The following is a 23,635-nucleotide window of genomic DNA, read 5'->3' on the forward strand; positions in this document are numbered from 1 at the left end:
TTATGAAGCTTTCAGATTTTGACTTTGATCTGCCAGAGCGGCTGATTGCGACCAGGCCTGCGCAGCCGCGCTCGTCTTCGCGTTTATTGGTTGTGCGTCCAGATAGGCTCGAAGATGCGCGTGTTATTGATCTTGCGTCCTTTTTGAACCCGGGTGATCGATTGGTGTTGAATGACACGAAAGTCATTCCGGCTCGTCTTTCTGGTGTGCGCAAGAGGAGCGGAATTGAAGGCGTGACCGAAGCCCGAATTGAAGCAACCTTGTTGGATCCTTTGCCGAGCGGTGAATGGTTGGCCCTTTTAAAGCCCTTGAGAAAGGTGCGTGACGGCGAAGTGATATTGTTTGGTGCAGGATTGAATGCGGAGGTCATCGGCCGTTCTGATGGTACTGCGCAGTTGCGTTTCAATTTGCACGGCGACGCATTTGACACGGCATTGGCAGAGGCTGGGGCAATGCCGCTGCCCCCCTACATCGAAGCGCTGAGGAAGGCCGATGCGCGAGACAAGGTTGATTATCAAACTATCTGGGCGCGGGCGAGCGGTGCCGTCGCGGCACCAACTGCATCGCTGCATTTCGATGAGGCGTTAATGGCGTCACTTAAAGACCGTGGCATCGAAATAACGTTTGTTACATTGCATGTCGGGGCAGGCACGTTTCTGCCAGTAAAGGTGGACGACGTGCGTGAACACAAGATGCACGCCGAACGCGGCGAGATCACCGACCGCGCAGCACATGAAATTAAAGCAACCAAAGCTGCCGGTGGACGTATCATCCCGGTCGGTACTACCGCTCTGCGTCTGTTGGAATCGGCCGTGGATGAGAGAGGAGTGCTGGCGGAGTGGTCTGGTGCGACCGACATTTTCATAACGCCAGGATTTCAATTCAAAGTGGCCGATGCTCTTATGACCAACTTTCACCTGCCGAAATCCACTCTGATGATGCTGGTGTCGGCGTTTATTGGCCGAGAACGCATCAGGCAGGCCTACGCCCACGCAATTGGTGAGAATTATCGCTTTTTTTCCTATGGCGATGCCTCGTTACTTCTGCCAAAGGGCTAAAAAACGACCTTGTGTGAGTCGCATCAGAGCGCGTCGATACATCGATAAAGGCGTAGAGGCAGATTTAGGCATCGTGGAGTAGACCATGTTACAGGTTCTTGGCAGCGCCTGGGCGCTATTGATTGGAATATTTCTGCTGATGATCGGTAATGGCCTTCAGGGCTCGCTGATCGGTATTCGCGGGGCGATTGAGAACTTCTCGACGGCTGAATTGTCGGTCATTACATCCGCGTATTTTGCTGGGTTCCTGTTTGGCTCGAAACTTGCGCCCGAACTGATCCGGCGGGTTGGCCATGTCCGGGTTTTTGCGGCACTTGGCTCGTTAGTTTCGGCTGTATTGATCCTTTATCCAACAGTGACAGAGCCCTGGGCGTGGATCGTGCTGCGCGTTATTTTTGGATTCTCATTTTCGGGCCTTTATGTGACTGCGGAAAGCTGGCTGAACAACGCATCAGAAAACAAGAACCGAGGTAAAGCGTTGTCGCTCTATGTGATTGCGCAAATGGCCGGCATTGTTACAGCGCAAGGTCTGCTGAACGTGGCAGATCCGGCAGGTTATGTGCTGTTTATCATTCCATCCGTTTTGGTTTCGCTTTCGTTCGCGCCGATTTTGCTGACTGTCACAGCAACACCGGCATTCGAAACCACGAAACCGATGAGTTTGATTGAATTGTATCGAATTTCCCCGCTTGGATTTATCGGCCTGTTCCTTTTGGGCACTATTTTTGCCGCCCAGTTCGGAATGTCTTCGGTCTATGGCACCCAGGCTGGGTTTTCCGTTGCTGAAATCTCGGCTTTTGTGTCGGCAATCTTCTTAGGTGGCTTGCTGATGCAGTATCCAATCGGTTGGCTGAGTGACCGTATGGATCGGCGGATCCTGATTTGCGCTGCGGCAGTTACCGGTGGCTTTGCCGGAATTGTCGGATGGATGTCCGGTGACCAATATGAAGTGGTGTTGATCGTCGCATTTGTATTGGGGGGCGTTTCAAACCCGCTGTATGCGCTGCTGCTGGCCTATACCAATGATTACCTTTCCAGCGAGGACATGGCGGCGGCTTCCGGCGGCTTGTTGTTCGTGAACGGTTGCGGTGCTGTATTGGGCCCAATCCTGACCGGTTGGATGATGACCGAAATCGGACCAGGTGGGTTCTGGATATATCTGTCGCTGTTCATGTTCCTGATGGCGGCTTATGCGGGCTATCGGATGACACAGCGCCGGTCGCTTTATGCTGAGGAAAGTGACTATGACGCGGTCCCCTACGCGCCCCTACCGATGACTGTCACATCGGTCGCAGTTGAGGCAGCGCAGGAATACTATGCTGAAAATGTCGACACTGGCGAAGAAGAATCCGATGACGACACAGAAGTGTTTGATCGAGAATGAAGATATTGTAACGATTCGTTTGCGGGGGAGTAAAACGGGTGGACGGGAACTGGTGTAATGGCAAACCCTGAAGACATATTAAGCTTTTGGTTGGACGAGTGTTCGCCAAAGGACTGGTACATGGGCGGCAACGAATTGGACGAAAAAATTCGCGACCGTTTCGAGGATGCATACAATCGTGCAAAAGAGGGATCATTGTCGCTTTGGTTGACGTATCCTTCAGGCACTTTGGCCTACATAATCTTGTTAGATCAGTTCGCGCGGAACATGTTTCGTGGATCAAGCAAGGCGTTTGAAGCCGACAAACTGGCCCGCGCAGCGGCTAAAGCGGCGATTGCGAGAGGCTGGGACGTTAAGATCGACGAACCGGCGCGGCAATTCTTCTATGTGCCGCTGATGCATTCAGAGTGTCTGGTGGATCAGGATCGAGCGGTTCGCCTGTTTATGACGCGGATGCCGGAGGGCGGCGAACGAAACTTGCTGTATGCGAAAGCACATCGTGAAGTGATCCGGCAGTTCGGGCGGTTCCCGTATCGGAACGAAGCGCTTGGGCGCGTCTGTCAGGCAGGAGAATCCGATTATCTTAAAGCTGGCGGATACGGCTACACAATCGAAACGTTGAAAGCCAAGACTGCCGCGTAACTGGCCTGTCGGCCGGTGGTCTGGTGCAACAGCACACATTCGATCGCATTAAATCAATCTGTTGAACGCGCCTACGGGCGCGTTTTGCTTTGCGTGTCGCGGGTAACGGGATTGCGAATGCGTCAACGTCACACGGGTGACAATGCACTGGGAGTGTGGCAGATAGTTTAGCGTCAAACAATTTTCGCGCAGGAGCATTCTGATGGCTGCAAAAACATTCGACGTCGTAGTGATCGGGGCTGGGCCAGGCGGCTATGTAGCCGCTATTCGCGCCAGTCAGTTGGGGCTGAAGGTTGCGATTGTCGAGCGCGAGCATATGGGTGGCATTTGCCTAAACTGGGGTTGTATCCCGACCAAAGCGTTGCTTCGATCCTCGGAAGTGTTTCACCTGATGCATCGCGCAAAAGAGTTCGGCCTGAAGGCGGATGGCATCGGCTACGATCTGGATGCAGTGGTTCAGCGGTCGCGCAAAGTGGCCAAGCAGTTGAACGGCGGCGTTGGTCATCTGATGAAGAAGAACAAGGTCGAAGTTGTCATGGGCGAGGCGACATTACCTGCCAAGGGCAAGGTTTCGGTCAAGACTGATAAGGGCGTGGAAGAGCTTCAGGCGAAAAATATCATTCTGGCAACCGGCGCTCGTGCGCGGGAACTGCCCGGTCTGGAAGCCGATGGCGATCTGGTCTGGACGTATAAGCACGCCTTGCAGCCGCCACGTATGCCTAAGAAGTTGCTGGTGATTGGCTCGGGTGCGATTGGGATTGAATTTGCAAGTTTCTACAACACACTGGGTGCTGACACGACAGCTGTGGAAGTTATGGATCGCGTGCTGCCGGTCGAAGATGCCGAAATTTCCGCATTTGCCAAGAAGAGCTTTGTGAAACAGGGCATGAAGATCATGGAGAAAGCCATGGTCAAGCAACTGGATCGCGGTAAGGGCAAGGTAACAGCGCATATCGAAAGCGGCGGTAAAGTCGAAAAGATGGACTTTGACACTGTTATTTCCGCCGTGGGCATAGTTGGCAATGTCGAAGGACTGGGCCTGGAAGCTCTTGGCGTAAAAGTTGATCGCACGCATATCGTTACGGATGAATATTGTGGCACTGGCGTTGAGGGATTGTATGCCATTGGCGATATAGCGGGTGCGCCCTGGTTGGCGCATAAGGCCAGCCACGAAGGTGTTATGGTTGCCGAAAAGATCGCCGGACTGAAGGTGCATGCGGTGAAGCCGGAAAGCATTGCAGGCTGCACATATTGTCATCCACAGGTTGCCAGCGTCGGATATTCCGAGGCGAAGGCAAAAGAGCTTGGGTATAAGGTGAAGGTCGGGCGTTTTCCGTTCATCGGCAACGGCAAAGCGATTGCTTTGGGTGAAGCCGAGGGCATGGTTAAGACCGTCTTTGATGAGAAGACCGGCGAGTTGCTGGGGGCGCATATGGTTGGCGCGGAAGTGACCGAATTGATCCAGGGCTATGTGGTTGGCCGTCAGTTAGAGACGACCGAAGAAGACCTGATGCACACCGTCTTCCCGCATCCGACGCTAAGCGAGATGATGCATGAAAGCGTGTTGGATGCGTATGATCGGGTGATCCACATCTAAGCCAACAAAGGCATCGAAGTTTAGAAGGCCCGGATCGCGATCCGGGTCTTTTAAATTGTTGATGATCAGTTTTGTCGCGCACGTTTTTTGGGCGGCAGGCACCGCATAGGCCTAAGAAGAAAGAGATAGCTTATGGGGATGTCGTGTTTCATTTGATTGTTCCATTAAGCTAAGCTGCACGGCGCGCGTTGGAAGGTTGCAGAGCCGATTGAACATTGGCGGGGTGATGTGTCGTCCAATGCGCCGGTGCATCCCAAAGATGGCTGTGCGATGTGAATTTCGATGACTTGGAACCAAGGCCGATATCATTCAGCATATGACCGTTCAGGTTCACTTTCTTTTGACGCTTCCGGCGCGCCTCGAGTGCAAGAAAGACGCGTCCAATCAAGCCATACTTGATAGTTTGCGTGGGGTGGGTTGTTGCCTCGGTGGCGATGGGGTGTGCGGGTAGGACTTCGGGCAAGTAAGTCATAACGCTGCTCCCTTAGTGAGCGAGAGTAAGTCCGAGGCCATCAGCCGCTTGCCACCGATGCCCCAGGCACCCTCCGCCACCTCATGCACGCGGACCCAGGTCAGGCCGCGCATTGGCTCGCCACCGATAGTGACCATGGCGTTGGTGACTTTTTCGATCATGTCCGCCTTTTCATCTGGGCTGAACACTCCTTCGATCAATTGTATATCCACGAGAGACATTGTTATTTCCTCATTCAGTCTGGTTCGTCTTGATGAGACCGGTTTAGGAAAGGGCAGGAGATCAAGCTTGAGGTGTGTCTGGGGAATTCATGGTGTTTTACGAGCAGATGGACTTTTATGGTGTCAGGAGTGTGGGATGACCTTTGATGATATTGAATTGGATCTGGGGCGGTTTGAGCTGCGCCGGGGTGGTGAAGCGGTTGCTGTTGAACCCAAGGTCTTTGATTTGATCAGGTTCATGGCCGAGAACGCCAACAAGCTGATTTCCAAAGATGAATTGATTGAAGAGGTTTGGGACGGGCGGATCGTTTCGGATGCCGCTTTGTCGACAGCGATCAAGTCTGCCCGACGCGCCATGGGTGAAACCGATGTAAGTATGAGCCGGATAAAGACAGTTCGGGGGCGCGGGTTTCGGATGGAAATTGACGAGCTACTGCCATCGAGAGGTGCGCAACAGGCATCCGATGATCGGCCGGTATATGTGCAACCGTCTTTCATCGTGCTGACAGATGTGACGGCGGTGGATGGTTTTCGTGGTGATGCGATTGAGGGCCGGATTGTCAGTGCGATGGCGCGCTTGCCGTTTGTGACGGTGGTGGCGCCATCGGTTGCGCGCAGGCACGCCGGAGTGCCGCCCGAAGAACTGGCTCAACAGTTTGGTGCCGGGTTTTCATTTGAAGTTACAGCCGTTTCCGCCGGGGCTGGTGCGCGGCTTGAAGGTGTTTTGTTTGACACGCGGAACGGGGCGACGATTTGGACCTATGCCTCGGCCGATTTTGACCCCGCGACCGGTCAGTCGGAAGAGATATTGGAGATGGTGGTTCGTTTGCAACCCCAGTTGGTGCGGGCAATCCATGCCGCTTTGTCTGGGGCTCCGGTTGCCGAGGATGCACGGGCGTTGACGATGCAGGGGCTTGGGACGATGACCTTGAAGGGGTGGAATCGTAGTGCTTTTGCCGAGGCCGAAGCCACGTTGCGGCGGGCGGTGGAATTGGACGACACACTTGCCCATGCTCATGCGGCCCTGGCGCTGATTCTGGCACTGGGGCAGCAGGTCGGCTTGGATGATCCATCAGCAAAGCAAGTTGAGGATGCCATCGGTCACGCGGATCGGGCGATTGAACTTGATGGGCATTCTCCACAAATTTTGGGACTTGCAGGATGTGCTTTGTGCGATGCAGGGCAGGGGATGCGTGGCAAAACACTTTTGATGCGCGCGCTTGATATTGATGCGGAAAGCCCGCAGGCCATGGCGGCGCTTGGAACTCAGGTGCTGCGCGAGGGCGCAAGGGATCAGGCGATTGATCATCTGACTCGGGCAATTCGCATATCACCGCAGGACAATACACTGGCGATTTGGCGGAGTGTTCTGGCGCTGGCGCATTTGCAAAACAAGGATGGCATAGCGGCCTTGGAGCAGGCGCAGAAAGCGGTGGCAGCGGATGATCGGACACATTTGTCGCGGGTTGTTCTGGCGGCGATTTATCTGGTGATCGGGGAAGAGGCGGCAGCGCGTGCGGCGTGGATGGATGGGTTGCGAGTGACGCCCGAGCTGTCATCGGATCAACTGGTGACACTTTTGGGCCCGAATCTGGCCAATGGGTTGGGTGCGCTTAGCGGGTCTTGACCCGCTCCGAGAACAGGGAGAAAAGCGGTTTTATGCGAACGGATTGGCGCCTTATCGGGTTACTCTTTCTGGTGGGGCTTTTTGCGGCTGCGCAGTTCGCGAAAATTGCCCTGACATTAGAATGGCTTGAGCCGATTTATCCCGGCGTGCCGCTGCCCTATGCGGTGTCAGCGATCTCGGTCGCTGGTATCGTATTTGGTGTGACCGCAGGGATGATCGTTGCAACATTCGGCGCGCGGCGCGTGCTGCTTGCGGCGCTTGGTTTGGCGGTAGTGATGTCGTTTTTGCAGGCGTTGCTCCCGGCGTTTCCGGTGTTCATGGGACTGCGGTTGATCGAAGGGTTTACCCATCTGGCCATCGTCGTGGCCGCGCCGACCCTGATGGCAGCGGTGGCGGTTGATCGTGACAAGCCCGTGGCGATGGGGCTGTGGGGGACATTCTTTGGCGTGGGGTTTGCCGGGGCGGCGGCCATAATTCCGCTGATGAGCGGGCCGGGTGCGGTGTATTTGGCGCATGGGGTATTCGGGTTGATGTTGATGGCGGCACTTTGGCCGTTGCTGCCCCGTGGTGTTGCGCGAGGTGTTTGGGAAGGCGGGCTTTGGGCGCGGCACATGGCGATTTACACGAACCCGAGGCTGGTTGCTCCGGCCGTTGGGTTTTTGTGGCATACGATTATGTTCCTGGGATTGCTGACGTTTTTGCCGCGATTTCTGGGGGATTGGACGGCGCCAGTATTGCCATTGATAGCCCTTGTCGGAACTTTTGGCGCGGGATGGGTGGCGCGGAGTGTGGCACCGCGACAAATTTTGCTTGTGTCCTTTGCCCTGACGATTGTTGGTTTTGGGATGGCGCTGGTGATGCCAGAAGCAGTGCGGTTTTTGATGATGTTCCTAATGCTGCTGATCCTTGGGTTGGTGCCGGGCGCGTCGTTTGCGAATGTGCCGGCATTGAACCCGGATCCGGCGGATCAGGCGCGGGCGAACGGGGCCGTGGCGCAGATTGGGAACCTCGGCACTGCGATGTCGGTGCCGCTTTTCGCCAGCACTTTGAGCTTCGGAATTGCGGGGCCGATGGTGGCGACGATTTGCATTTCGATGCTTGGGTTGGGCGCGGTCTGGCTTATCCACAGAAAGATTGCGGAAAGCGCGTGACGACGCGTTAATGTTCTTGTAATGTTCCTTAACAGCCATTGAGTTCTCGACGTTCTTCACTATCTCTCTGGTCTGCCCTGTGAAAGCGAGACCATGGCCGAGTTAAAGAACATCGAAGTGCGCGGCGCGCGTGAACATAATCTGAAGAATATCGATGTAGATATTCCGCGCGATCAGCTTGTGGTCATTACGGGGCTGTCAGGGTCGGGCAAATCCTCTTTGGCGTTTGATACGGTCTATGCCGAAGGGCAGCGGCGGTATGTTGAATCGTTAAGCGCCTATGCGCGGCAGTTTCTGGACATGATGGAAAAGCCGGATGTGGATCACATCAGCGGGCTTTCCCCGGCGATTTCGATTGAACAGAAGACCACATCGAAGAACCCGCGGTCGACAGTCGGCACGGTGACCGAGATTTATGACTATATGCGCCTGTTGTTTGCCCGCGCAGGCACTCCGTTTTCGCCTGCAACCGGTCTGCCCATCGAAGCGCAGCAGGTGCAGGATATGGTCGATCGCGTGATGGGCATGGAGGCGGGGACGCGCGCTTTTTTGTTGGCGCCCATCGTGCGCGATCGGAAAGGCGAGTATCGCAAAGAATTCTTAGAACTTCGTAAACAGGGCTTTCAACGGGTGAAAGTTGATGGGGCGTTCTATGAATTGGACGAACCGCCGACGCTGGATAAGAAGTTTCGCCACGATATTGATGTGGTGGTGGATCGGATAGTGATCCGCGAAGGGTTGGAAACACGGCTTGCGGATTCGTTTCGCACCGCGCTGGATCTGGCCGACGGAATCGCCATTCTGGAAACGGCGGTGACGGATGAAGAACCGGAGCGCATCACGTTTTCCGAGAATTTTGCCTGTCCGGTTAGCGGTTTCACCATCCCCGAGATCGAGCCGCGATTGTTTTCGTTCAATGCGCCGTTTGGGGCTTGTCCGACCTGTGACGGGCTGGGGGTTGAGCTGTTCTTTGATGAACGGCTTGTTGTGCCAGACCAGAATTTGAAGGTTTATGATGGGGCCCTGGCACCGTGGCGGAAGGGGAAATCCCCTTATTTTCTTCAAACAATTGAAGCGATTGCCAAGCATTATGAGTTCGACAAGAACGCCAAATGGAAAGACCTGCCAGAGTTTGTAAAGCAGGTGTTTCTGTATGGATCTGGTGAGGAAGAGATCCAGTTTCGCTATGACGAGGGCGGGCGTGTGTATCAGGTTTCGCGGCCTTTCGAGGGGGTGATTCCGAATATGGAGCGCCGTTATCGCGAGACGGATTCGAATTGGATTCGCGAAGAATTTGAGCGGTATCAGAATAACCGTCCCTGTGGCGTTTGTGAGGGGTATCGGTTGCGGCCCGAGGCGCTGGCAGTGAAAATCGGTGGGCTGCATGTGGGCCAGGTGGTTCAGATGTCGATCCGCGAAGCGCTGGCCTGGATCGAGGATGCGCCGAACCAGTTGAGCAAGCAGAAGAACGAGATTGCGCGGGCGATCCTGAAGGAAATCCGCGAGCGGCTTGGGTTTTTGAACAATGTCGGGTTGGAGTATCTGACGTTGTCGCGGAATGCCGGGACGTTGTCGGGGGGTGAGTCGCAGCGGATCCGCCTTGCCAGTCAGATTGGGTCCGGATTGACCGGTGTGCTGTATGTTTTGGATGAACCCTCGATTGGGCTGCACCAACGCGACAATGACCGGCTGCTGCTGACGCTGAAAAACCTGCGGGATCAAGGCAATACGGTGATTGTAGTTGAGCATGACGAAGAGGCGATCCGCGAGGCCGATTACGTCTTTGATATCGGGCCGGGGGCCGGGGTGCATGGTGGCGAGATTGTTGCCAAAGGTGTTCCAGCCGAGATTATGGCCAACAAAGCCTCGGTCACCGGGCAATATCTGTCGGGTGCGCGCGAGATTGCGGTGCCGGGAGAGCGGCGCAAGGGCAACGGCAAATCGGTGAAGGTCGTGAAGGCAACGGGTAATAACTTGCAGAATGTGACGGCGGAATTCCCGTTGGGCAGATTTGTCTGCGTGACCGGGGTGTCTGGAGGCGGGAAGTCGACCCTGACGGTTGAGACTTTGTTCAAGACAGCCTCGATGCGGTTGAACGGGGCGCGGCAGACGCCGGCGCCTTGTGAGACCATTAAGGGTTTGGAACACTTGGATAAAGTGATCGATATTGACCAGAGGCCCATTGGGCGGACGCCGCGTTCAAACCCGGCGACATATACCGGGGCGTTCACGCCTATTCGCGATTGGTTCGCGGGATTGCCGGAGTCAAAGACGCGTGGATACAAGCCAGGTCGGTTCAGTTTCAACGTGAAGGGTGGGCGATGCGAGGCGTGTCAGGGCGACGGTCTGATCAAGATCGAGATGCACTTTCTGCCCGATGTCTATGTGATGTGCGAGACCTGTAAGGGTGCGCGTTACAATCGCGAGACGTTGGAGATCAAGTTCAAGGGCAAGTCGATTGCCGATGTTCTGGATATGACTGTTGAGGACGCACAGGATTTTTTCAAGGCGGTGCCGTCGATCCGCGAAAAGATGGATGCGCTGATGCGGGTTGGTCTTGGGTATATCAAGGTTGGTCAGCCTGCGACGACCCTGTCAGGGGGCGAGGCGCAGCGGGTGAAGCTGTCGAAGGAATTGGCGAAGCGGTCGACCGGTCGGACGCTGTATATTCTGGACGAGCCGACGACCGGTCTGCATTTTGAGGATGTGCGCAAGCTTTTGGAAGTGCTTCATAAATTGGTTGAGCAGGGCAATACAGTTGTGGTGATCGAGCACAATCTGGATGTCATCAAGACGGCCGATTGGTTGATTGATATTGGTCCCGAGGGCGGTGATGGCGGCGGCAAGATCGTGGCCAAAGGGACGCCGGAAGCGGTGGCAAAGAAGGCAGAGAGCCATACCGGGCGGTATCTGGCGGATATGCTGGGTGTTACGCGGGTGGCGGCGGAGTGAGTACTACGGCTTCCACGTTAAGTGATCTTCAGGATTAGAAAATCCCGCAGTTACAAGGAGATCCCGCCAATCAAGTTGGGCCAGGGCAATTGCATTTACCAGTTCCTCAATAGAACCACGGGATTTTTTCAGAGCGGCGCACCGAATACGTTCGATGCCTTTTTCGGTGCTGCTGATATCCTGGGCGTATCCACAATCATTGATGAGATAATCGACAGCTTCATCCCGAAGTTCTGGCTCGAAGATCGCAACCAAATACTGCTTTGTCAGAGGAGATAGAGTTGGCTGATTGTTCAACTGAAGATCAGGTCGGCGAGGCGAATGAAATCAATGACTTGCTTGGTTTCACGATCAACCTTGATGATTGAGTCGCCGATGCGCACGTAATCCGAGCCATCGCCGATGCGAGGCAGTCGGTAGAAGTCGCCGTCGCGGCGCAAAATGGTGCCATTGTCGGTGTCGATCACGACGTATTCACGGCCCTCAAAAATGACGCGATCGCCTTCGGCGAGGACGACATATTCGGGATCGTCAATGTGGTCACCAACATCGTAACCATCTGATCTGTTTGCCCATTCTTCGGCGGTGACGCCTTTCTTGGCCTGTCCGGGTGGCACGCAGGCGGGGGATTTTTTCGCCAGGCCGGGCGGGCAATGTTTTTGGCCTGCGGCCAGCGTTGCGGTGGGGGCTGTCAGAAGGGCCAGCGCTGCGACGGTGAGAATGGCGATGTTTTTCATCTTGAGACTCCGAGGTTTCCATATGGTTATCAGGGAGAGCGGGCAAAAATGTGGCGATGATTCAGGCGTCGAGTTCGACCCAGACGGGGACGTGATCGGAAGGTTTTTCGCGACCCCTGACAGCGCTTTCGATCCAGCAATTTTCAAGCAAATCAGCAGCTTGCGGTGTCAGCAGGTGGTGGTCGATGCGAATGCCGTTATTTCGCTCCCAGGCCCCGGCCTGGTAGTCCCAGAACGAGTAGTGTTCGGGGCCTCGGGTGCGGGCGCGGAAGGCTTCTGTGAAGCCGAGGTTGAGGAGTTCTCGGAAGGCGGCGCGGGTCTCGGGGCGGGCAAGCGCGTCTTCTTGCCAGACCTCGGGACGGGCGGCGTCTTCGTCTTGGGGTATGACGTTGTAATCGCCGCACATAATCGCGGGTTCTTCTGCATTCATAAGGGCTTGGGCGCGTGTCTTCATGCGGTTCATCCAGGCGAGCTTGTAGTCGTATTTTGGGCCTGGACAGGGGTTGCCATTGGGCAAGTAGAGACCGCAGACGCGGACTGGTTTTTTGTCGCCAATGACAGTCGCTTCGATCCAGCGGGCCTGTTCGTCACTGTTGTCGCCGGGCAGGCCGTGGGTGATGTCTTCCAGCGGCAATCGCGAGAAGATGGCTACGCCGTTGAAGCCCTTTTGTCCATGGGTTTCAACGGTATAGCCTAAATCTTCGAAATGGGCGCGGGGGAAGTTTTCGTCAATGGATTTGATCTCTTGCAAGAGTGCGACGTCGGGTTTTTGGTCGTTCAGCCAGTCCGTCAGCGCGCCCATGCGGGCCTTTATTCCGTTAATATTGAAGGTTGCGATACGCATGAAACGGCCCCTTTGGTTGGGTTATTTCTGGGCCATGGAGCGAGGGCATTCAAGGGCCAAACTGGGCTGTCTGTATCGCGTCGGTATAACGTCGGTATTACGTCGGTGGACCCGAACGGTGGTTTTTGGTTTCGTTAAGAATTAGGAAACGGAATTCGACGCGAATTCCGGATCGCGCGCCGGGCGCGCGGGCCTCCGGCGGGGATATTTATGGGCCGATAATGGACGAGGACAGCACCCTTGGGGTTCGGGCGCTGTCTGTTGTGGCTAGGGTTTCGTGAGCCAGGCAATGGCTTCGGGCTCTTGATCCTCTTCAAAGGTTTCGATGCTGAGGCCAGGGATCAGGAAGGCCTCGATTTCAGCCGCTTTTCGAAGCCAGGTCTGATCTGCAACCAGGGCGACTTTGCCAATGCGGTTGAGACAACCGAAAAGGCGGGGGAAGTAGCCGAATTCAACGGCGATGGCCTGAAAGGTCGGGAGCTCGAATTCCGAGATTGTATAGAGGAAGTCTGTTTTGGGTGCAGCGTCGGTGACGGCCAGGAAGGCATCCAGGCCTTTCTTCATATCGTCTTCGTCGATTTTGCCACTGATGGCCAAACGATAGAAACCCTTCGCGTCCTTGGTCAGGTCGAACATAGTGATCTCCTATTGGGGCCGGAGACGGTTTCGTGCTTTTTACATCGAGAAACTGATGCCGCAGCCGCAGCTTGACGCGGCGTTGGGGTTTTCGATGACAAAGCGCGCGCCTATCAGCTCGTCAGAAAAGTCGATGACCGAGTCCGAAAGAAACGGCAGCGAGACTGTGTCAACGACAACTTTCTGCCCGGCACCTTCCAGCACCAGGTCATCGTCCGCAGGTTCGTCCAGATCGATGTTATACTGAAAGCCCGAACATCCGCCGCCTTCGACCGCAACCCGCAGCGCTTTTGGCGCGTCGGAGCCATCATTGATCTCGGCCAGACGGGCGAAAGCGCGTTCGGTGACACGAGGGGGCAGATTTAGATCCATCAAGATCACTCCGGCGGTTACATCCTGTTCGCAAATTCAATATATGGGCGATGGGACAGGCGGACAAGACGGGCAGGGACATGCGCGCGCCATATGCATCAGAACCGGGCGATAGCCGGGGCCGGCTGTTTGCCGAGGATGAAAGCACGTTCAGGTCGTGTTTTCAGCGCGATCGTGACCGGATCATTCATGCCAGCGCCTTTCGGCGGCTGAAGCATAAAACTCAGGTGTTTATTGAACATGAGGGCGATTACTTTCGCACCCGACTGACGCATTCGATCGAGGTCGCGCAGGTGGCGCGGACAATCTCGGGGGCTTTGGGGCTGAATGCGGAACTGACCGAGGCTGTGGCTTTGGCCCATGATCTGGGGCACACGCCGTTTGGGCATACGGGCGAGGATGCTTTGGGCGCGCTGATGGCGCCCTACGGTGGGTTTGATCACAACGCGCAGGCGATCCGCATCGTGACCTCGCTTGAGCGGCATTATGCGATGTTTGACGGGTTGAACCTGACCTGGGAGACGCTGGAGGGGATTGCCAAGCATAACGGGCCGGTGACGGGCGAATTGCCCTGGGCGCTGGCGGTGTATCAGGCGCATCATGATCTGGAATTGGACACTTATGCGAGTGCCGAGGCGCAGGTTGCGGCGATTTCCGACGATATTGCGTATAACCACCATGATTTGCATGACGGGCTTCGGGCGGAGTTGTTTTCAACCGATGAGTTGGCGGAACTGCCGTTGTTGAAGGGGTGTTTTGAGCGGGTGGATGCGATCTACCCGGACCTGAATTACTACCGGCGGCGGCATGAGGCGCTCAGGCGGTTCTTCGGATTGCTGGTTGAGGATGTGATCGCGGTTGCGCGTCAATCTTTGTTGGAGATCGGGCCGAAGTCGGCGGATGATATTCGCCGCGCCGGGTTTCAGATTATTCGGTTTTCGGATGATGTGTTTGCCGATCTGAAGGTGATCCGGGCGTTTTTGTTTGAACGCATGTATCGCGCGCCGTCAGTGATTGAGATGCGGCAACGGGTGACGCTGGTGGTGGAAGAGTTGTTTCCGTTCTTTATGGCGCATCCCGATCAATTGCCGAAGCAATGGCGTAAGGACGTGGAAGAGATCAGTTCTGAAGAAGATTTGGCGCGGATCGTGTCGGATTATATTGCCGGGATGACGGATCGGTTTGCGATCCAGTGTCATGAGCGGTTTATTCTGGTCTGAGGCGGCGCGTCCAAGGCCTTCGCATATTGCCAATGATTGTGGGTGCAAGGTGCGGGCCGCCGGGCGCAAAGTGGATTTGAGTGGCTTTATGGCTGGTCTATGTCGAGATCTCGGGGCTCAGGAGGTTGCGCTGCAAGAAGGTATTGCCGATGCCATGGAGGCCAGATGTCAGGATATCGCGCAGATCTCCATACGTCAGGCCTATCTTGGCGGCATCAAACCAGGGGCAGGTGCTGTTGCTGTTGAGCTCGAGTCGGGGACGGTTCATGTCACACGAGATCTGCTGACAATGGCGGGCGCGACGACTGCGCATGGAATTGAACCTCCAAGGGTTATGGTTGAACGTGCGCGCCCATTTTGCTAATGAAACCTTTGATCTGGTGCTCGTGTACAGGCTGCTCGGCCTTGTTCCGGGCCCAGAGGATGTCTTGCGCGTGGCGCGGGCGTGTGTGGCATCGAACACGTTCAATGGGTTCATGTCCTACGTCAGTCAGATCGCCCATAAGCCCTAGGTCAGGTTGGTTCATTTGGGTGGCGATGCTAAACTGACTACTGTGATGCGGGACCAGAGGAGTATTACAAATGCTGTGTGCGATCATTGGATATGGACCGGGATTAGGAGCCGCCTATGCCGAAGTGTTCGGGCAGGCGGGATATGATGTTGCTCTTTTAAGCAGGTCCGGAGGGGGTGAGACCTCGTCTGATCGGTCAGGGGCGGTTGTCAGGGCCTTTCGGTGCGATGCAGGCGATCCGGGAAATCTGCAGTCGGTGTTGCAGGCCGTCGAGGATGAACTGGGTTCAATTGACGTTGCGATTTACAATGCCGACCTTGCGCAGTTCGGCACCTTGGACGAGATCACCGAAGATCAGTTTGAGCAGACATGGCGGGTGGGAACATTGGGTTTGTTTGCCACCGCGAAATTCCTGGCACCGCGTATGGAGAGCCGTGCGGCGGGTGCAATCATTGTAACAGGTGCGACGGCTGCATTGCGGGGCAACATTTGGACGACGGCATTTGCGTCATCGAAGTCGGCGCAAAGAAATCTGGCCCAATCGTTGGCCAAACAGTTGGGGCCAAAGGGTATTCATGTGGCCTATCTGGTGATTGATGGGGTAATTGATACGACGGATACTCGTACGCACTTTGCGCCAAATGAGCCGGACGAATTCTTCATGGATCCCAAAGCCATTGCAGAGACGGCGCTGATGTTGGTGGGGCAGGACAAGTCGGCGTGGACCTTTGAGATTGATCTGAGGCCGTTTCAAGAGAAGTGGTAGATGCCGAAGCTAGCTGCCCAGCCTGACCCAATGCGCGTCATCCATCGCATAGCGGGCATAGCGAAAGTCACGGATTTGGGCGATGTGGTCGCCGTCGAAATTCAGGTGGATGAAGTACTGCGGGGCATCTCCGGGCGTGTCGCGGTTGAAGGCGAGAATAGCGGGGCGACCTTCGACAAGGCCGGGGGCCATCAGCCAGTCTGACTGGCGGGCGTAATTTCCGAAGTATCCACCAACGGCTTTTTGACCGTTGCGTTTTTCGACCGAGACGAGATCAAGGTGCACTTCGCGGGCCAGCATGTCGCGCAAGGCGTCGAAGGCGTGGGCGTTGAAGTGGGCGGCGTAGGTGGCGAGGCGTGCTTTGTCCTGATCTGAGACTTCGACCGGGGCCTCGATATCCGCTGTCGCGAGTGCTGCGCGGCCGCGTTTTAGCGCAGATTTTGTTGCGTCCTGACTGAGACCGGTGAGATCGGCGACTTCGGCGGTGGTATGACCAAAGACGTCGCGCAGAATGACAGCGCTGCGTTGTTTGGCCGTCAGGCCCAGATAAGGCAGAAGCGCGTCGCGCGTGCCACCTTCAAGCGGCAGGGTGACATTTGTGTCGGGCTGGTGGGACAGGGTTTCTTTCATCGCTGCCTCGGACTTCCGGGCGCGGATAGCGTTCAGCGCCGTATTATGTGCGATCCGAAAGAGCCATCCGCGCATGTGGGTGACATCCTCGCCCTTTGCCAGTGCGCGGGTGGCAGCAAGGAGGGTGTCTTGAACCAAATCCTCGCCGTCGATCACCGATCCGGTCATTCGCGCAAGATAGCGGTGAAGCTCCGGCCGGTGGGCGGCCAGAGCTTGATCGAATTGGGCGGGCATATTGTTAGCCAAGGGGCGCGGTTCCTTTGCCATCTACCGTATAGGTGCCCGATTGTTGGGTCGTGGCAAGTGTGGTGATGGCGGCCGCGACTTTTTCAGGGGTCAGAGGCTGATCCCATTGAGACATGAAATCGGCAGCCGTCCCGCCGCGCGTCTGGCCATAAGCCGCTGAGGCATCTGCTGCGATATTGGTCCCGGCGATCAATTGTTTGGGGTAAAGTGTTGTAAAAGTAAGTCCGAGATCGCGTTTGTCGGATTCCATCTGCGCGTAGTTTGAGGCGTAGTGCTGCATGCGCTTGGCACCTGCGTAACCTCCTGAAAGGGGAGAGCCAAAGAGGGCGGCACCCGACGAAACAGTGAGGACGGTGCTGCCGGGTTTCAGGGGCCGGGTGAGGGCCGCCTTCAACAGATTGAACGTCATGCGCGTATCATTTTGCCAAACCGCACTGAAGCTGTCCCAGTCGTATTCGCTGAGGAAAGCCATGCGGGGGCGCAAGCCGCCGACGATGGCGACGATGTCCGGAGAGGTGTCGGCGATCAGCGAATTTGCTGTTTCAGCGTCGCTGGGATCAGCAGGTCGAGCGGTGATGTTGGCGTTTTCGGTTGCCAGTGTTTCGACGTCAGCTGCTGTGCGGGCAACGGCGGTAACAGTGTGGCCCGCGCCAGCCAGAGATAGCGCAACTTCGCGGCCTACACCGCGGCCTGCACCGATGATCAGGGCTGATTTATGCATGGTCTGTCCTTTCCAAAATACGAATGCGTTTGATTGGAAGACACGCCAGCATGCTAAAAGGGGGCGCGGGGGGCGAATATAATTGCGAAGTGTGCGCATTGACCTCTCGGGGACGGGTGGTAAACCCGCGCCAAATGCCAATGGAGCCATCATGAATATCTTTGCCGAGATTCGGTCTTCGATTCTGGAAACGCTGGATGCGATGGTCGCGGATGGCGAACTTCCGCCCAATCTTTCCTGGGGAAATGTCGCAGTGGAACCGCCGCGCGATGCCGCCCATGGCGATATGGCAACCAATGCCGCAATGGTGTTGGCGAAACCTGCGGGTAAAGCGCCGCGCGCAATTGCCGAGGCTTTGGCTGTGCGGTTGTTGAGTGATCCGAATATCGAGGTCGCGGATGTGGCCGGGCCTGGGTTTTTGAACCTGCGGCTTGCGGGCGAGGTTTGGCACGATGTTGTGGCCGAAGCGATTGATGCTGGTGCGGCATTTGGGCATTCCGGCATGGGCGCTGGCGTTAAGGTGAATGTCGAATATGTTTCGGCCAACCCGACGGGGCCTTTGCATGTTGGGCACACGCGGGGCGCGGTCTTTGGGGATGCGTTGGCGTCATTGTTGGACTTTGCGGGCTATGACGTGACGCGCGAGTATTACATCAATGATGGTGGCGCGCAGGTCGATGTTCTGGCGCGGTCTGCCTATGAGCGGTATCGCGAGGCGCATGGGCTGTCGCTTGAGATCGCTGAGGGGCTTTATCCCGGCGATTATCTGGTGCCCGTTGGTGAGGCGCTGAAAGAGAAGTTTGGCGATCAGTTTCTGGATCAGCCTGAAGACGTTTGGTTGGCTGAAGTGCGCGAATTTGCGACCGGTCAGATGCTGGAATTGATCCAGGAGGATCTGAGTCGGCTGGGCGTGAAGATGGACAAGTTCTTCAGCGAGAAGGCGCTTTACGGCACCGGGCGGATTGAAGAGGCCATCGAAGAGCTGACGAAGAAGGGATTGATATACAAGGGAACTTTGGAGCCGCCGAAAGGCAAGGTTCCTGAAGATTGGGAACCGCGCGAGCAGACTTTGTTCCGCTCCACCGCCCACGGGGACGATGTTGACCGCCCGATCATGAAATCTGACGGGGCATGGACTTATTTTGCGCCCGACATTGCGTATCACTGGAACAAGATCGCGCGCGGCTATGACGAGTTGATTGATATCTTCGGCGCGGACCATGGCGGTTACGTCAAGCGGATGAATGCGGCTGTGAGTGCGTTAAGCGATGGACGTGTACCGCTGGATGTGAAGCTGACGCAGTTGGTAAAGCTGTATAAGGACGGCGAGCCGTTCAAAATGTCGAAGCGGGCGGGCACATTTGTGACGTTGCGCGATGTTGTCGACACGGTGGGCGCGGATGTGACCCGGTTTGTGATGCTGATGCGCAAGAACGATGCGCCGCTGGACTTTGATTTCGACAAGGCGGTTGAGCAGTCGAAAGATAACCCGGTGTTTTATGTGCAATACGCACATGCGCGGATCCGGTCGGTGATGCGTAAGGCCGAGGCGTTGCATCTGGACTATTCCGACAATGCATTGCTGGAAGACGAGGCCGAGTTTGCTGTGGCGCGCAAGATAGCCGAATGGCCGCGCTTGGTGGAGATTGCGGCCCGTAATAACGAGCCTCATAGAATCGCTTTCTATCTGTATGAACTGGCCTCGGAATTTCATGCACTTTGGAACAAGGGCAACGAGAATCCCTCGTTGCGCTTCCTTCACGAGGGCGATCCTCAGGCGACAGCGGCAAAAATTGCACTTCCGCGCGCCGTAGCCGTTGTTATTTCAACAGGATTAGGTATCCTTGGGGTGACACCGGTCGAAGAAATGCGCTGACCTAAAATAGCGCCGCGGCCTTTGTCGAGAGCAGTGAAGCACGCTGGAACAACCGGCGGCTAATGTGAGGCGATGAAAATGGCGGCAATCAATTTTGGCGATATGGGGGAGTCCCCCAACGGCTGCGCACTTGCGGCGGCGATGAACTGGGCCGGAGCATTCCTGTCGGTCCTGCTGATCGCGGGTCTGGCGACCTGGGGTTGGAAGTTATGGGTGCGCGACGTGACCGGGGTTCCGGTGGTGCGCGCGCTGGAAGGGCCGATGCGGGTTATGCCCGATGATCCGGGTGGGCAAGCAAGCGCCTATCAAGGTCTTGCGGTGAACAGCATTGCGGAAGAGCGGGTTGAGGCACTGGCAGATCGCGTGGTTCTGGCACCTGCGCCGACTTCGTTGAACGAGGACGAAGATTTGCCGATGGCGGAGCTTGCCCCTGTAGCCGAAGCGCAGCCTTTGGTTGCATCTGAAATATTGCCGGTGATTGAGCCGGAATTGGAAAGCACCGTTACAACGGCCTTTGTAGAGGAGGCCGAAACCAAACTTGAGGCGGTACCTTCGGCGACAGATTTGGCTGTGGCCGCTGCTTTGGCGGATGTGGTCGATCTGGTGGCGATACCGGCCAGCTTTGTTGTGAACGCGGGCCCGGGTGTGCCGGTGACAACGCCGCGTCCGTTGGGGCGTCCTGCTGAATTTCGCGTGGCCTCGCTGAGCTTGGTAAAGAACGATGTTACAGGCGATATTGTACCAGCAACGATCCCGCCGGGCACGCGTCTGGTGCAGTTGGGTGCCTTTGGCAGCCCCGAGGTTGCGCGCACCAACTGGGCCAATGCGATGGCGCAGTTCGGCGACTATATGGTTGGTAAGGAACGGGTGATCCAGCAGGCAGAAACCGGAGGACGGACGTTCTGGCGGTTGAGGGCCACCGGGTTCGAGACATTGGCAGATGCGCGCCGGTTCTGTGCGGTTCTGGTATCTGACGGGGCAAATTGTATTCCCGTCACTCAGGAATGATGTGACCCGGGGCGCGTATATTCTCGCGCCCCTGGGGCCTGATCTTTCGCCCCGCGAGGCGGCCTTTTTCAAAGAGGCTGACCCGTGGGGTTTTATTTTGTTTGCCCGAAATTGTGAGACGCCAGAGCAGCTTAGGCGGCTGACGAAGGAGTTGCGCAGCGCTGTTGGTTGGTATGCGCCCATACTGATTGATCAGGAAGGCGGTCGCGTTCAACGAATGCGGGCGCCCCATTGGCGGGAGTATATGCCGCCTTTGGATCAAGTGGCGCTGTTCGATATCCGCACGGATATCGTATCGGAAAATGACGCATTTTCCGCGCGCCGCTCGATGTATTTACGGGGACTTCTGATTGGTCATGAGTTGATGGATCACGGGGTGGATGTGAATTGTGCGCCATCGGCAGACATAGCCTGGCCCGAAACCCATCCATTTCTGAAGAACCGCTGTTACGGGACCAATGCGAGTGTCGTGGCACGAATGGCCGAGGCTTGTGCAGAAGGCTTGATGGATGCGGGGTGCCTGCCGGTTGTGAAGCACGCGCCGGGACATGGGCGCGCGACGCTGGACAGCCACAAGGAACTGCCCCGGATTGGGGCTTCATTAGAAGAATTGTCGACGACTGATTTTGCGGCATTTAAGGCCTTGAGCGATTTGCCGATGGTGATGACGGCGCATATCGTTTTGCCTGAAATAGATGCCGATGTGCCGGTGACGCTGGCCCCCAAGGGTGTTCGGTATTTGCGTCAATCGCTGGAATTGGACGGATTGTTGATGACCGATGATATCTCGATGGAGGCTTTGTCGGGCAGCGTGGTTGATCGAGGGGCAGGGGCTTTGGCGGCAGGGTGCGATCTGGTTTTGCATTGCAACGGTGCCCTGGATGAAATGGAAACGCTGGCTGATAAACTGCCACGTATGACGAAGGCAGCTACAGCGCGCGCCGGCATGGCCCTGGCAGCGCGGCGGGCACCAATCGACATTGACATTTCGGCGGTGGAAGCCGAGTTTACGTCCCTAATTGAGGGAGCAAAAAATGCCTGACGGCGACACCGGGATCGAGACGGGCGAAAGCGCCGTCGAAGCCCGCCTTGCGGCGGAAGCCCTGATCGTTGATGTCGATGGCTATGAAGGTCCTTTGGACTTGCTTTTGACCCTGAGCCGGACGCAGAAGGTTGATCTGCGTAAGATCAGCGTGTTGGCGTTAGCAGAGCAATATCTGGCATTCATCGAACAAGCGAAGACGCTGCGGATTGAACTGGCGGCGGACTATTTGGTGATGGCGGCCTGGTTGGCGTTTCTGAAGTCTCGGCTGTTGTTGCCGCCGGATCCATCCGATGAAGGGCCAAGCGGTGAAGAACTGGCCGCGCATCTGGCGTTTCAGTTGGAGCGGCTTCAAGCGATGCGCGATGCGGCTGCCAAGCTGATGGCGCGGGATCAGAAAGGGCGCGATTTCTTTGTGCGTGGTATCCCTGAAGATGTAACGCGGGTGCGGCGGGTGACTTACACCGCAACCTTGCTGGATTTGATGCAGGGCTATGCCCGTATTCGCACCAAGGACGATTTCCGCCCCTTTACCATGGACCGCAACAACGTGATGACGCTGGAACAGGCGTTGGATCGGATGCGAAGTCTGATCGGTTACGCAGGTGAGTGGACAGATTTGCTGTCATGGCTGCCTGAGGGGTGGGAAACCGATCCGGTTCGGCGACGGTCGGCCACGGCCTCGCATTTTGCGGCTTCCTTGGAACTGGCGAAAGCGGGGAGCATTCAGATCCGGCAGACGGATATGTTCGCGCCTATTCAGATCAAGGCGATGACCAGTGGCTGACGTGGGCGAGAGCATTGAGAGCCTGTTCGAAGCGCCACCGCTGGGCGAGCAGGAACGGATGGTTGAGGCCATTTTGTTCGCTTCGGCCGAGCCGGTGACCGTTGCGGAGTTGAACGCGCGGATGCCCCATGGGGCTGAAACCGCTGAAGCAATTGAGTTGCTGAAAAAACGCTATGACGGGCGTGGTGTGGCGGTGGTGAAGGTGGGCGATGCTTGGGCTATCCGCACAGCGCCCGATCTTGGGTTTCTGATGCAAAAGGAAACAACGGAGACGCGCAAGTTAAGCCGTGCGGCGATCGAGACGTTGGCGATCATAGCCTACCATCAGCCCGTGACTCGCGCCGAGATCGAAGAGATCCGGGGTGTGAGTGTCAGCCGTGGCACCGTGGATCAACTGTTGGAGCTTGAGTGGATCAAGTTCGGACGACGCAGGATGACGCCAGGACGGCCTGTTACCTATGTGGTAACCCAGGATTTCCTGGATCATTTCGGCCTGGAAAGTGCCCGCGATCTACCGGGACTGAAAGAATTGCGGGCGGCGGGTTTGCTGGAAAACCGGCCACCGCCAGCAGAGAACCTTCCCACAGAGGAAGGCGAAGACGACGAGCAAGTGGATATGTTCGAAGACGAGGATTGAGGCGATGAATGCAGACAGGTTGATCCGAATAGTGATGCGTTATGCCATGCGATACGGGATGAAGTATTTTGCCAAAAAACAGCGTGGCAAGGATGGTCCGGAGTTGGACGGTGCAAAGCAGGCTATGAAAGTAGGCCGCCGGGTTGGGCGGTTTTAGGGTCGCTTCATCGCGAACTATATCCCAGGTTTATTCGCTTCCGTCTGCACCGGAAGTGTCTTGGTCTGACGCTGTGCCGGTATCGTCATCGGAATGCTTCCGAGTGTCGGGATATAAACTTACACAAAAGGCAATCCAGGGGTTGGAATCGTCGTTAGATGCCCCTCTGAGTGCTGTGCGTCGTGTGATCGCGTAGCCGACGACAGAAAAGACAACTGCAAATGCAGCCGCGGCCCATGAGTTTAGTATGATCCAGTCTAGGAATTCGCTCATGTATGAGGGGTTTGCCTTGGAAGTGGATGCGTTTGAGGCAGTCTGAGTTCAGGTCTGTGAAACGTAA

General features: G+C 56.3%; 26 protein-coding genes. 16 read left to right on the forward strand and 10 right to left on the reverse strand.

The genetic code is table 11. The annotated features are described in order from the left end of the window. Positions 1 to 2: 2 nt before the first annotated feature. From queA to lpdA, 4 genes are all read left to right on the forward strand, one after another. A complete protein-coding gene (queA, locus tag GKR98_04235) occupies positions 3 to 1,058 on the forward strand; it encodes a tRNA preQ1(34) S-adenosylmethionine ribosyltransferase-isomerase QueA (GenBank protein ID QMU57477.1) in 1,056 nt (351 codons plus the stop codon). An 85-nt stretch (positions 1,059 to 1,143) separates the two neighbouring features. After that, on the forward strand, positions 1,144 to 2,442 hold the full coding sequence (locus GKR98_04240) for an MFS transporter (protein ID QMU57478.1): 1,299 nt from the start codon (positions 1,144 to 1,146) through the stop codon (positions 2,440 to 2,442). A 57-nt stretch (positions 2,443 to 2,499) separates the two neighbouring features. Continuing rightward, on the forward strand, positions 2,500 to 3,084 hold the full coding sequence (locus GKR98_04245) for a DUF924 family protein (GenBank protein ID QMU57479.1): 585 nt from the start codon (positions 2,500 to 2,502) through the stop codon (positions 3,082 to 3,084). Between the two features lie 202 nt (positions 3,085 to 3,286). Further along, entirely contained in the window at positions 3,287 to 4,681 is a 1,395-nt protein-coding gene (gene lpdA / locus GKR98_04250) for a dihydrolipoyl dehydrogenase (protein ID QMU57480.1), read from the forward strand. 169 nt (positions 4,682 to 4,850) lie between these two features. On the opposite strand, the gene GKR98_04255 is transcribed toward lpdA, so the two are convergent. Both GKR98_04255 and GKR98_04260 read right to left on the reverse strand, forming a co-directional pair. After that, positions 4,851 to 5,153: a hypothetical protein gene (locus tag GKR98_04255; GenBank protein QMU57481.1), complete on the reverse strand. Its 303-nt coding sequence runs from the start codon at positions 5,151 to 5,153 to the stop codon at positions 4,851 to 4,853. Further along, positions 5,150 to 5,374: a 4-oxalocrotonate tautomerase gene (locus tag GKR98_04260; GenBank protein ID QMU57482.1), complete on the reverse strand. Its 225-nt coding sequence runs from the start codon at positions 5,372 to 5,374 to the stop codon at positions 5,150 to 5,152. The genes GKR98_04255 and GKR98_04260 overlap by 4 nt, the downstream gene beginning before the upstream one ends. Here GKR98_04260 and GKR98_04265 point away from each other — a divergent pair. From GKR98_04265 to uvrA, 3 genes are all read left to right on the forward strand, one after another. Continuing rightward, positions 5,289 to 7,001 (forward strand): hypothetical protein, encoded by a 1,713-nt coding sequence (locus tag GKR98_04265; protein QMU57483.1) that lies wholly within the window; start codon positions 5,289 to 5,291, stop codon positions 6,999 to 7,001. The genes GKR98_04260 and GKR98_04265 overlap by 86 nt on opposite strands. A 32-nt stretch (positions 7,002 to 7,033) precedes the next feature. After that, the gene (locus GKR98_04270) at positions 7,034 to 8,152 is read left to right on the forward strand and encodes an MFS transporter (GenBank protein QMU57484.1); all 1,119 of its coding nucleotides are present in this window, start codon (positions 7,034 to 7,036) and stop codon (positions 8,150 to 8,152) included. A 93-nt stretch (positions 8,153 to 8,245) separates the two neighbouring features. Then, entirely contained in the window at positions 8,246 to 11,104 is a 2,859-nt protein-coding gene (gene uvrA / locus GKR98_04275) for an excinuclease ABC subunit UvrA (GenBank protein QMU57485.1), read from the forward strand. 3 nt (positions 11,105 to 11,107) lie between these two features. Here uvrA and GKR98_04280 read toward each other — a convergent pair whose 3' ends face one another. The 5 genes from GKR98_04280 to GKR98_04300 all read right to left on the reverse strand — a co-directional run bounded on the left by GKR98_04280 (position 11,108) and on the right by GKR98_04300 (position 13,693). Continuing rightward, entirely contained in the window at positions 11,108 to 11,401 is a 294-nt protein-coding gene (locus GKR98_04280; GenBank protein ID QMU57486.1) for a hypothetical protein, read from the reverse strand. Then, entirely contained in the window at positions 11,398 to 11,841 is a 444-nt protein-coding gene (locus GKR98_04285; protein QMU57487.1) for a hypothetical protein, read from the reverse strand. Before GKR98_04285 ends, GKR98_04280 begins: the two co-directional genes overlap by 4 nt. A 61-nt stretch (positions 11,842 to 11,902) precedes the next feature. Then, a complete protein-coding gene (xth, locus tag GKR98_04290) occupies positions 11,903 to 12,685 on the reverse strand; it encodes an exodeoxyribonuclease III (GenBank protein QMU57488.1) in 783 nt (260 codons plus the stop codon). 267 nt (positions 12,686 to 12,952) lie between these two features. Beyond that, on the reverse strand, positions 12,953 to 13,321 hold the full coding sequence (locus GKR98_04295) for an STAS/SEC14 domain-containing protein (GenBank protein QMU57489.1): 369 nt from the start codon (positions 13,319 to 13,321) through the stop codon (positions 12,953 to 12,955). Positions 13,322 to 13,360: 39 nt separating this feature from the next. Beyond that, positions 13,361 to 13,693: an iron-sulfur cluster assembly accessory protein gene (locus GKR98_04300; GenBank protein ID QMU57490.1), complete on the reverse strand. Its 333-nt coding sequence runs from the start codon at positions 13,691 to 13,693 to the stop codon at positions 13,361 to 13,363. 80 nt (positions 13,694 to 13,773) lie between these two features. Here GKR98_04300 and GKR98_04305 point away from each other — a divergent pair, with 80 nt between their 5' ends. The 3 genes from GKR98_04305 (at position 13,774) to GKR98_04315 (ending at position 16,191) form a co-directional block, all read left to right on the forward strand. Beyond that, on the forward strand, positions 13,774 to 14,913 hold the full coding sequence (locus tag GKR98_04305; protein QMU59963.1) for a deoxyguanosinetriphosphate triphosphohydrolase: 1,140 nt from the start codon (positions 13,774 to 13,776) through the stop codon (positions 14,911 to 14,913). Further along, positions 14,891 to 15,277 carry a hypothetical protein gene (locus tag GKR98_04310; protein ID QMU57491.1) on the forward strand — a complete coding sequence of 129 codons (387 nt, stop codon included), beginning with the start codon at positions 14,891 to 14,893 and terminating at the stop codon, positions 15,275 to 15,277. Before GKR98_04305 ends, GKR98_04310 begins: the two co-directional genes overlap by 23 nt. 218 nt (positions 15,278 to 15,495) lie before the next feature. After that, positions 15,496 to 16,191 (forward strand): SDR family NAD(P)-dependent oxidoreductase, encoded by a 696-nt coding sequence (locus tag GKR98_04315; protein QMU57492.1) that lies wholly within the window; start codon positions 15,496 to 15,498, stop codon positions 16,189 to 16,191. Positions 16,192 to 16,200: 9 nt separating this feature from the next. Here GKR98_04315 and GKR98_04320 read toward each other — a convergent pair whose 3' ends face one another. Then, the gene (locus GKR98_04320) at positions 16,201 to 17,088 is read right to left on the reverse strand and encodes a sigma-70 family RNA polymerase sigma factor (protein QMU57493.1); all 888 of its coding nucleotides are present in this window, start codon (positions 17,086 to 17,088) and stop codon (positions 16,201 to 16,203) included. After that, entirely contained in the window at positions 17,060 to 17,941 is an 882-nt protein-coding gene (locus tag GKR98_04325; protein ID QMU57494.1) for an SDR family NAD(P)-dependent oxidoreductase, read from the reverse strand. Before GKR98_04325 ends, GKR98_04320 begins: the two co-directional genes overlap by 29 nt. Between GKR98_04325 and GKR98_04330 the strand changes: the two genes are divergently transcribed. The 6 genes from GKR98_04330 to GKR98_04355 all read left to right on the forward strand — a co-directional run bounded on the left by GKR98_04330 (position 17,940) and on the right by GKR98_04355 (position 23,295). Continuing rightward, positions 17,940 to 19,664, forward strand: coding sequence for an arginine--tRNA ligase (locus GKR98_04330; protein ID QMU57495.1), 1,725 nt, complete (start codon positions 17,940 to 17,942; stop codon positions 19,662 to 19,664). The genes GKR98_04325 and GKR98_04330 overlap by 2 nt on opposite strands. Before the next feature lie 72 nt (positions 19,665 to 19,736). Beyond that, positions 19,737 to 20,672 carry an SPOR domain-containing protein gene (locus GKR98_04335; protein QMU57496.1) on the forward strand — a complete coding sequence of 312 codons (936 nt, stop codon included), beginning with the start codon at positions 19,737 to 19,739 and terminating at the stop codon, positions 20,670 to 20,672. Further along, positions 20,605 to 21,714 (forward strand): beta-hexosaminidase, encoded by a 1,110-nt coding sequence (locus GKR98_04340; GenBank protein QMU57497.1) that lies wholly within the window; start codon positions 20,605 to 20,607, stop codon positions 21,712 to 21,714. Before GKR98_04335 ends, GKR98_04340 begins: the two co-directional genes overlap by 68 nt. After that, complete coding sequence (locus tag GKR98_04345) at positions 21,707 to 22,501, forward strand: segregation/condensation protein A (GenBank protein ID QMU57498.1); 795 nt, start codon at positions 21,707 to 21,709, stop codon at positions 22,499 to 22,501. The genes GKR98_04340 and GKR98_04345 overlap by 8 nt, the downstream gene beginning before the upstream one ends. Positions 22,502 to 22,559: 58 nt before the next feature. Further along, entirely contained in the window at positions 22,560 to 23,138 is a 579-nt protein-coding gene (scpB, locus tag GKR98_04350) for an SMC-Scp complex subunit ScpB (GenBank protein QMU59964.1), read from the forward strand. A gap of 4 nt (positions 23,139 to 23,142) precedes the next feature. Continuing rightward, complete coding sequence (locus tag GKR98_04355; protein ID QMU57499.1) at positions 23,143 to 23,295, forward strand: hypothetical protein; 153 nt, start codon at positions 23,143 to 23,145, stop codon at positions 23,293 to 23,295. Positions 23,296 to 23,325: 30 nt separating this feature from the next. Here GKR98_04355 and GKR98_04360 read toward each other — a convergent pair whose 3' ends face one another. Continuing rightward, complete coding sequence (locus GKR98_04360; protein ID QMU57500.1) at positions 23,326 to 23,568, reverse strand: hypothetical protein; 243 nt, start codon at positions 23,566 to 23,568, stop codon at positions 23,326 to 23,328. Positions 23,569 to 23,635: the final 67 nt, after the last annotated feature.

This window comes from Boseongicola sp. (genome assembly GCA_014075275.1).
GTDB lineage: Bacteria > Pseudomonadota > Alphaproteobacteria > Rhodobacterales > Rhodobacteraceae.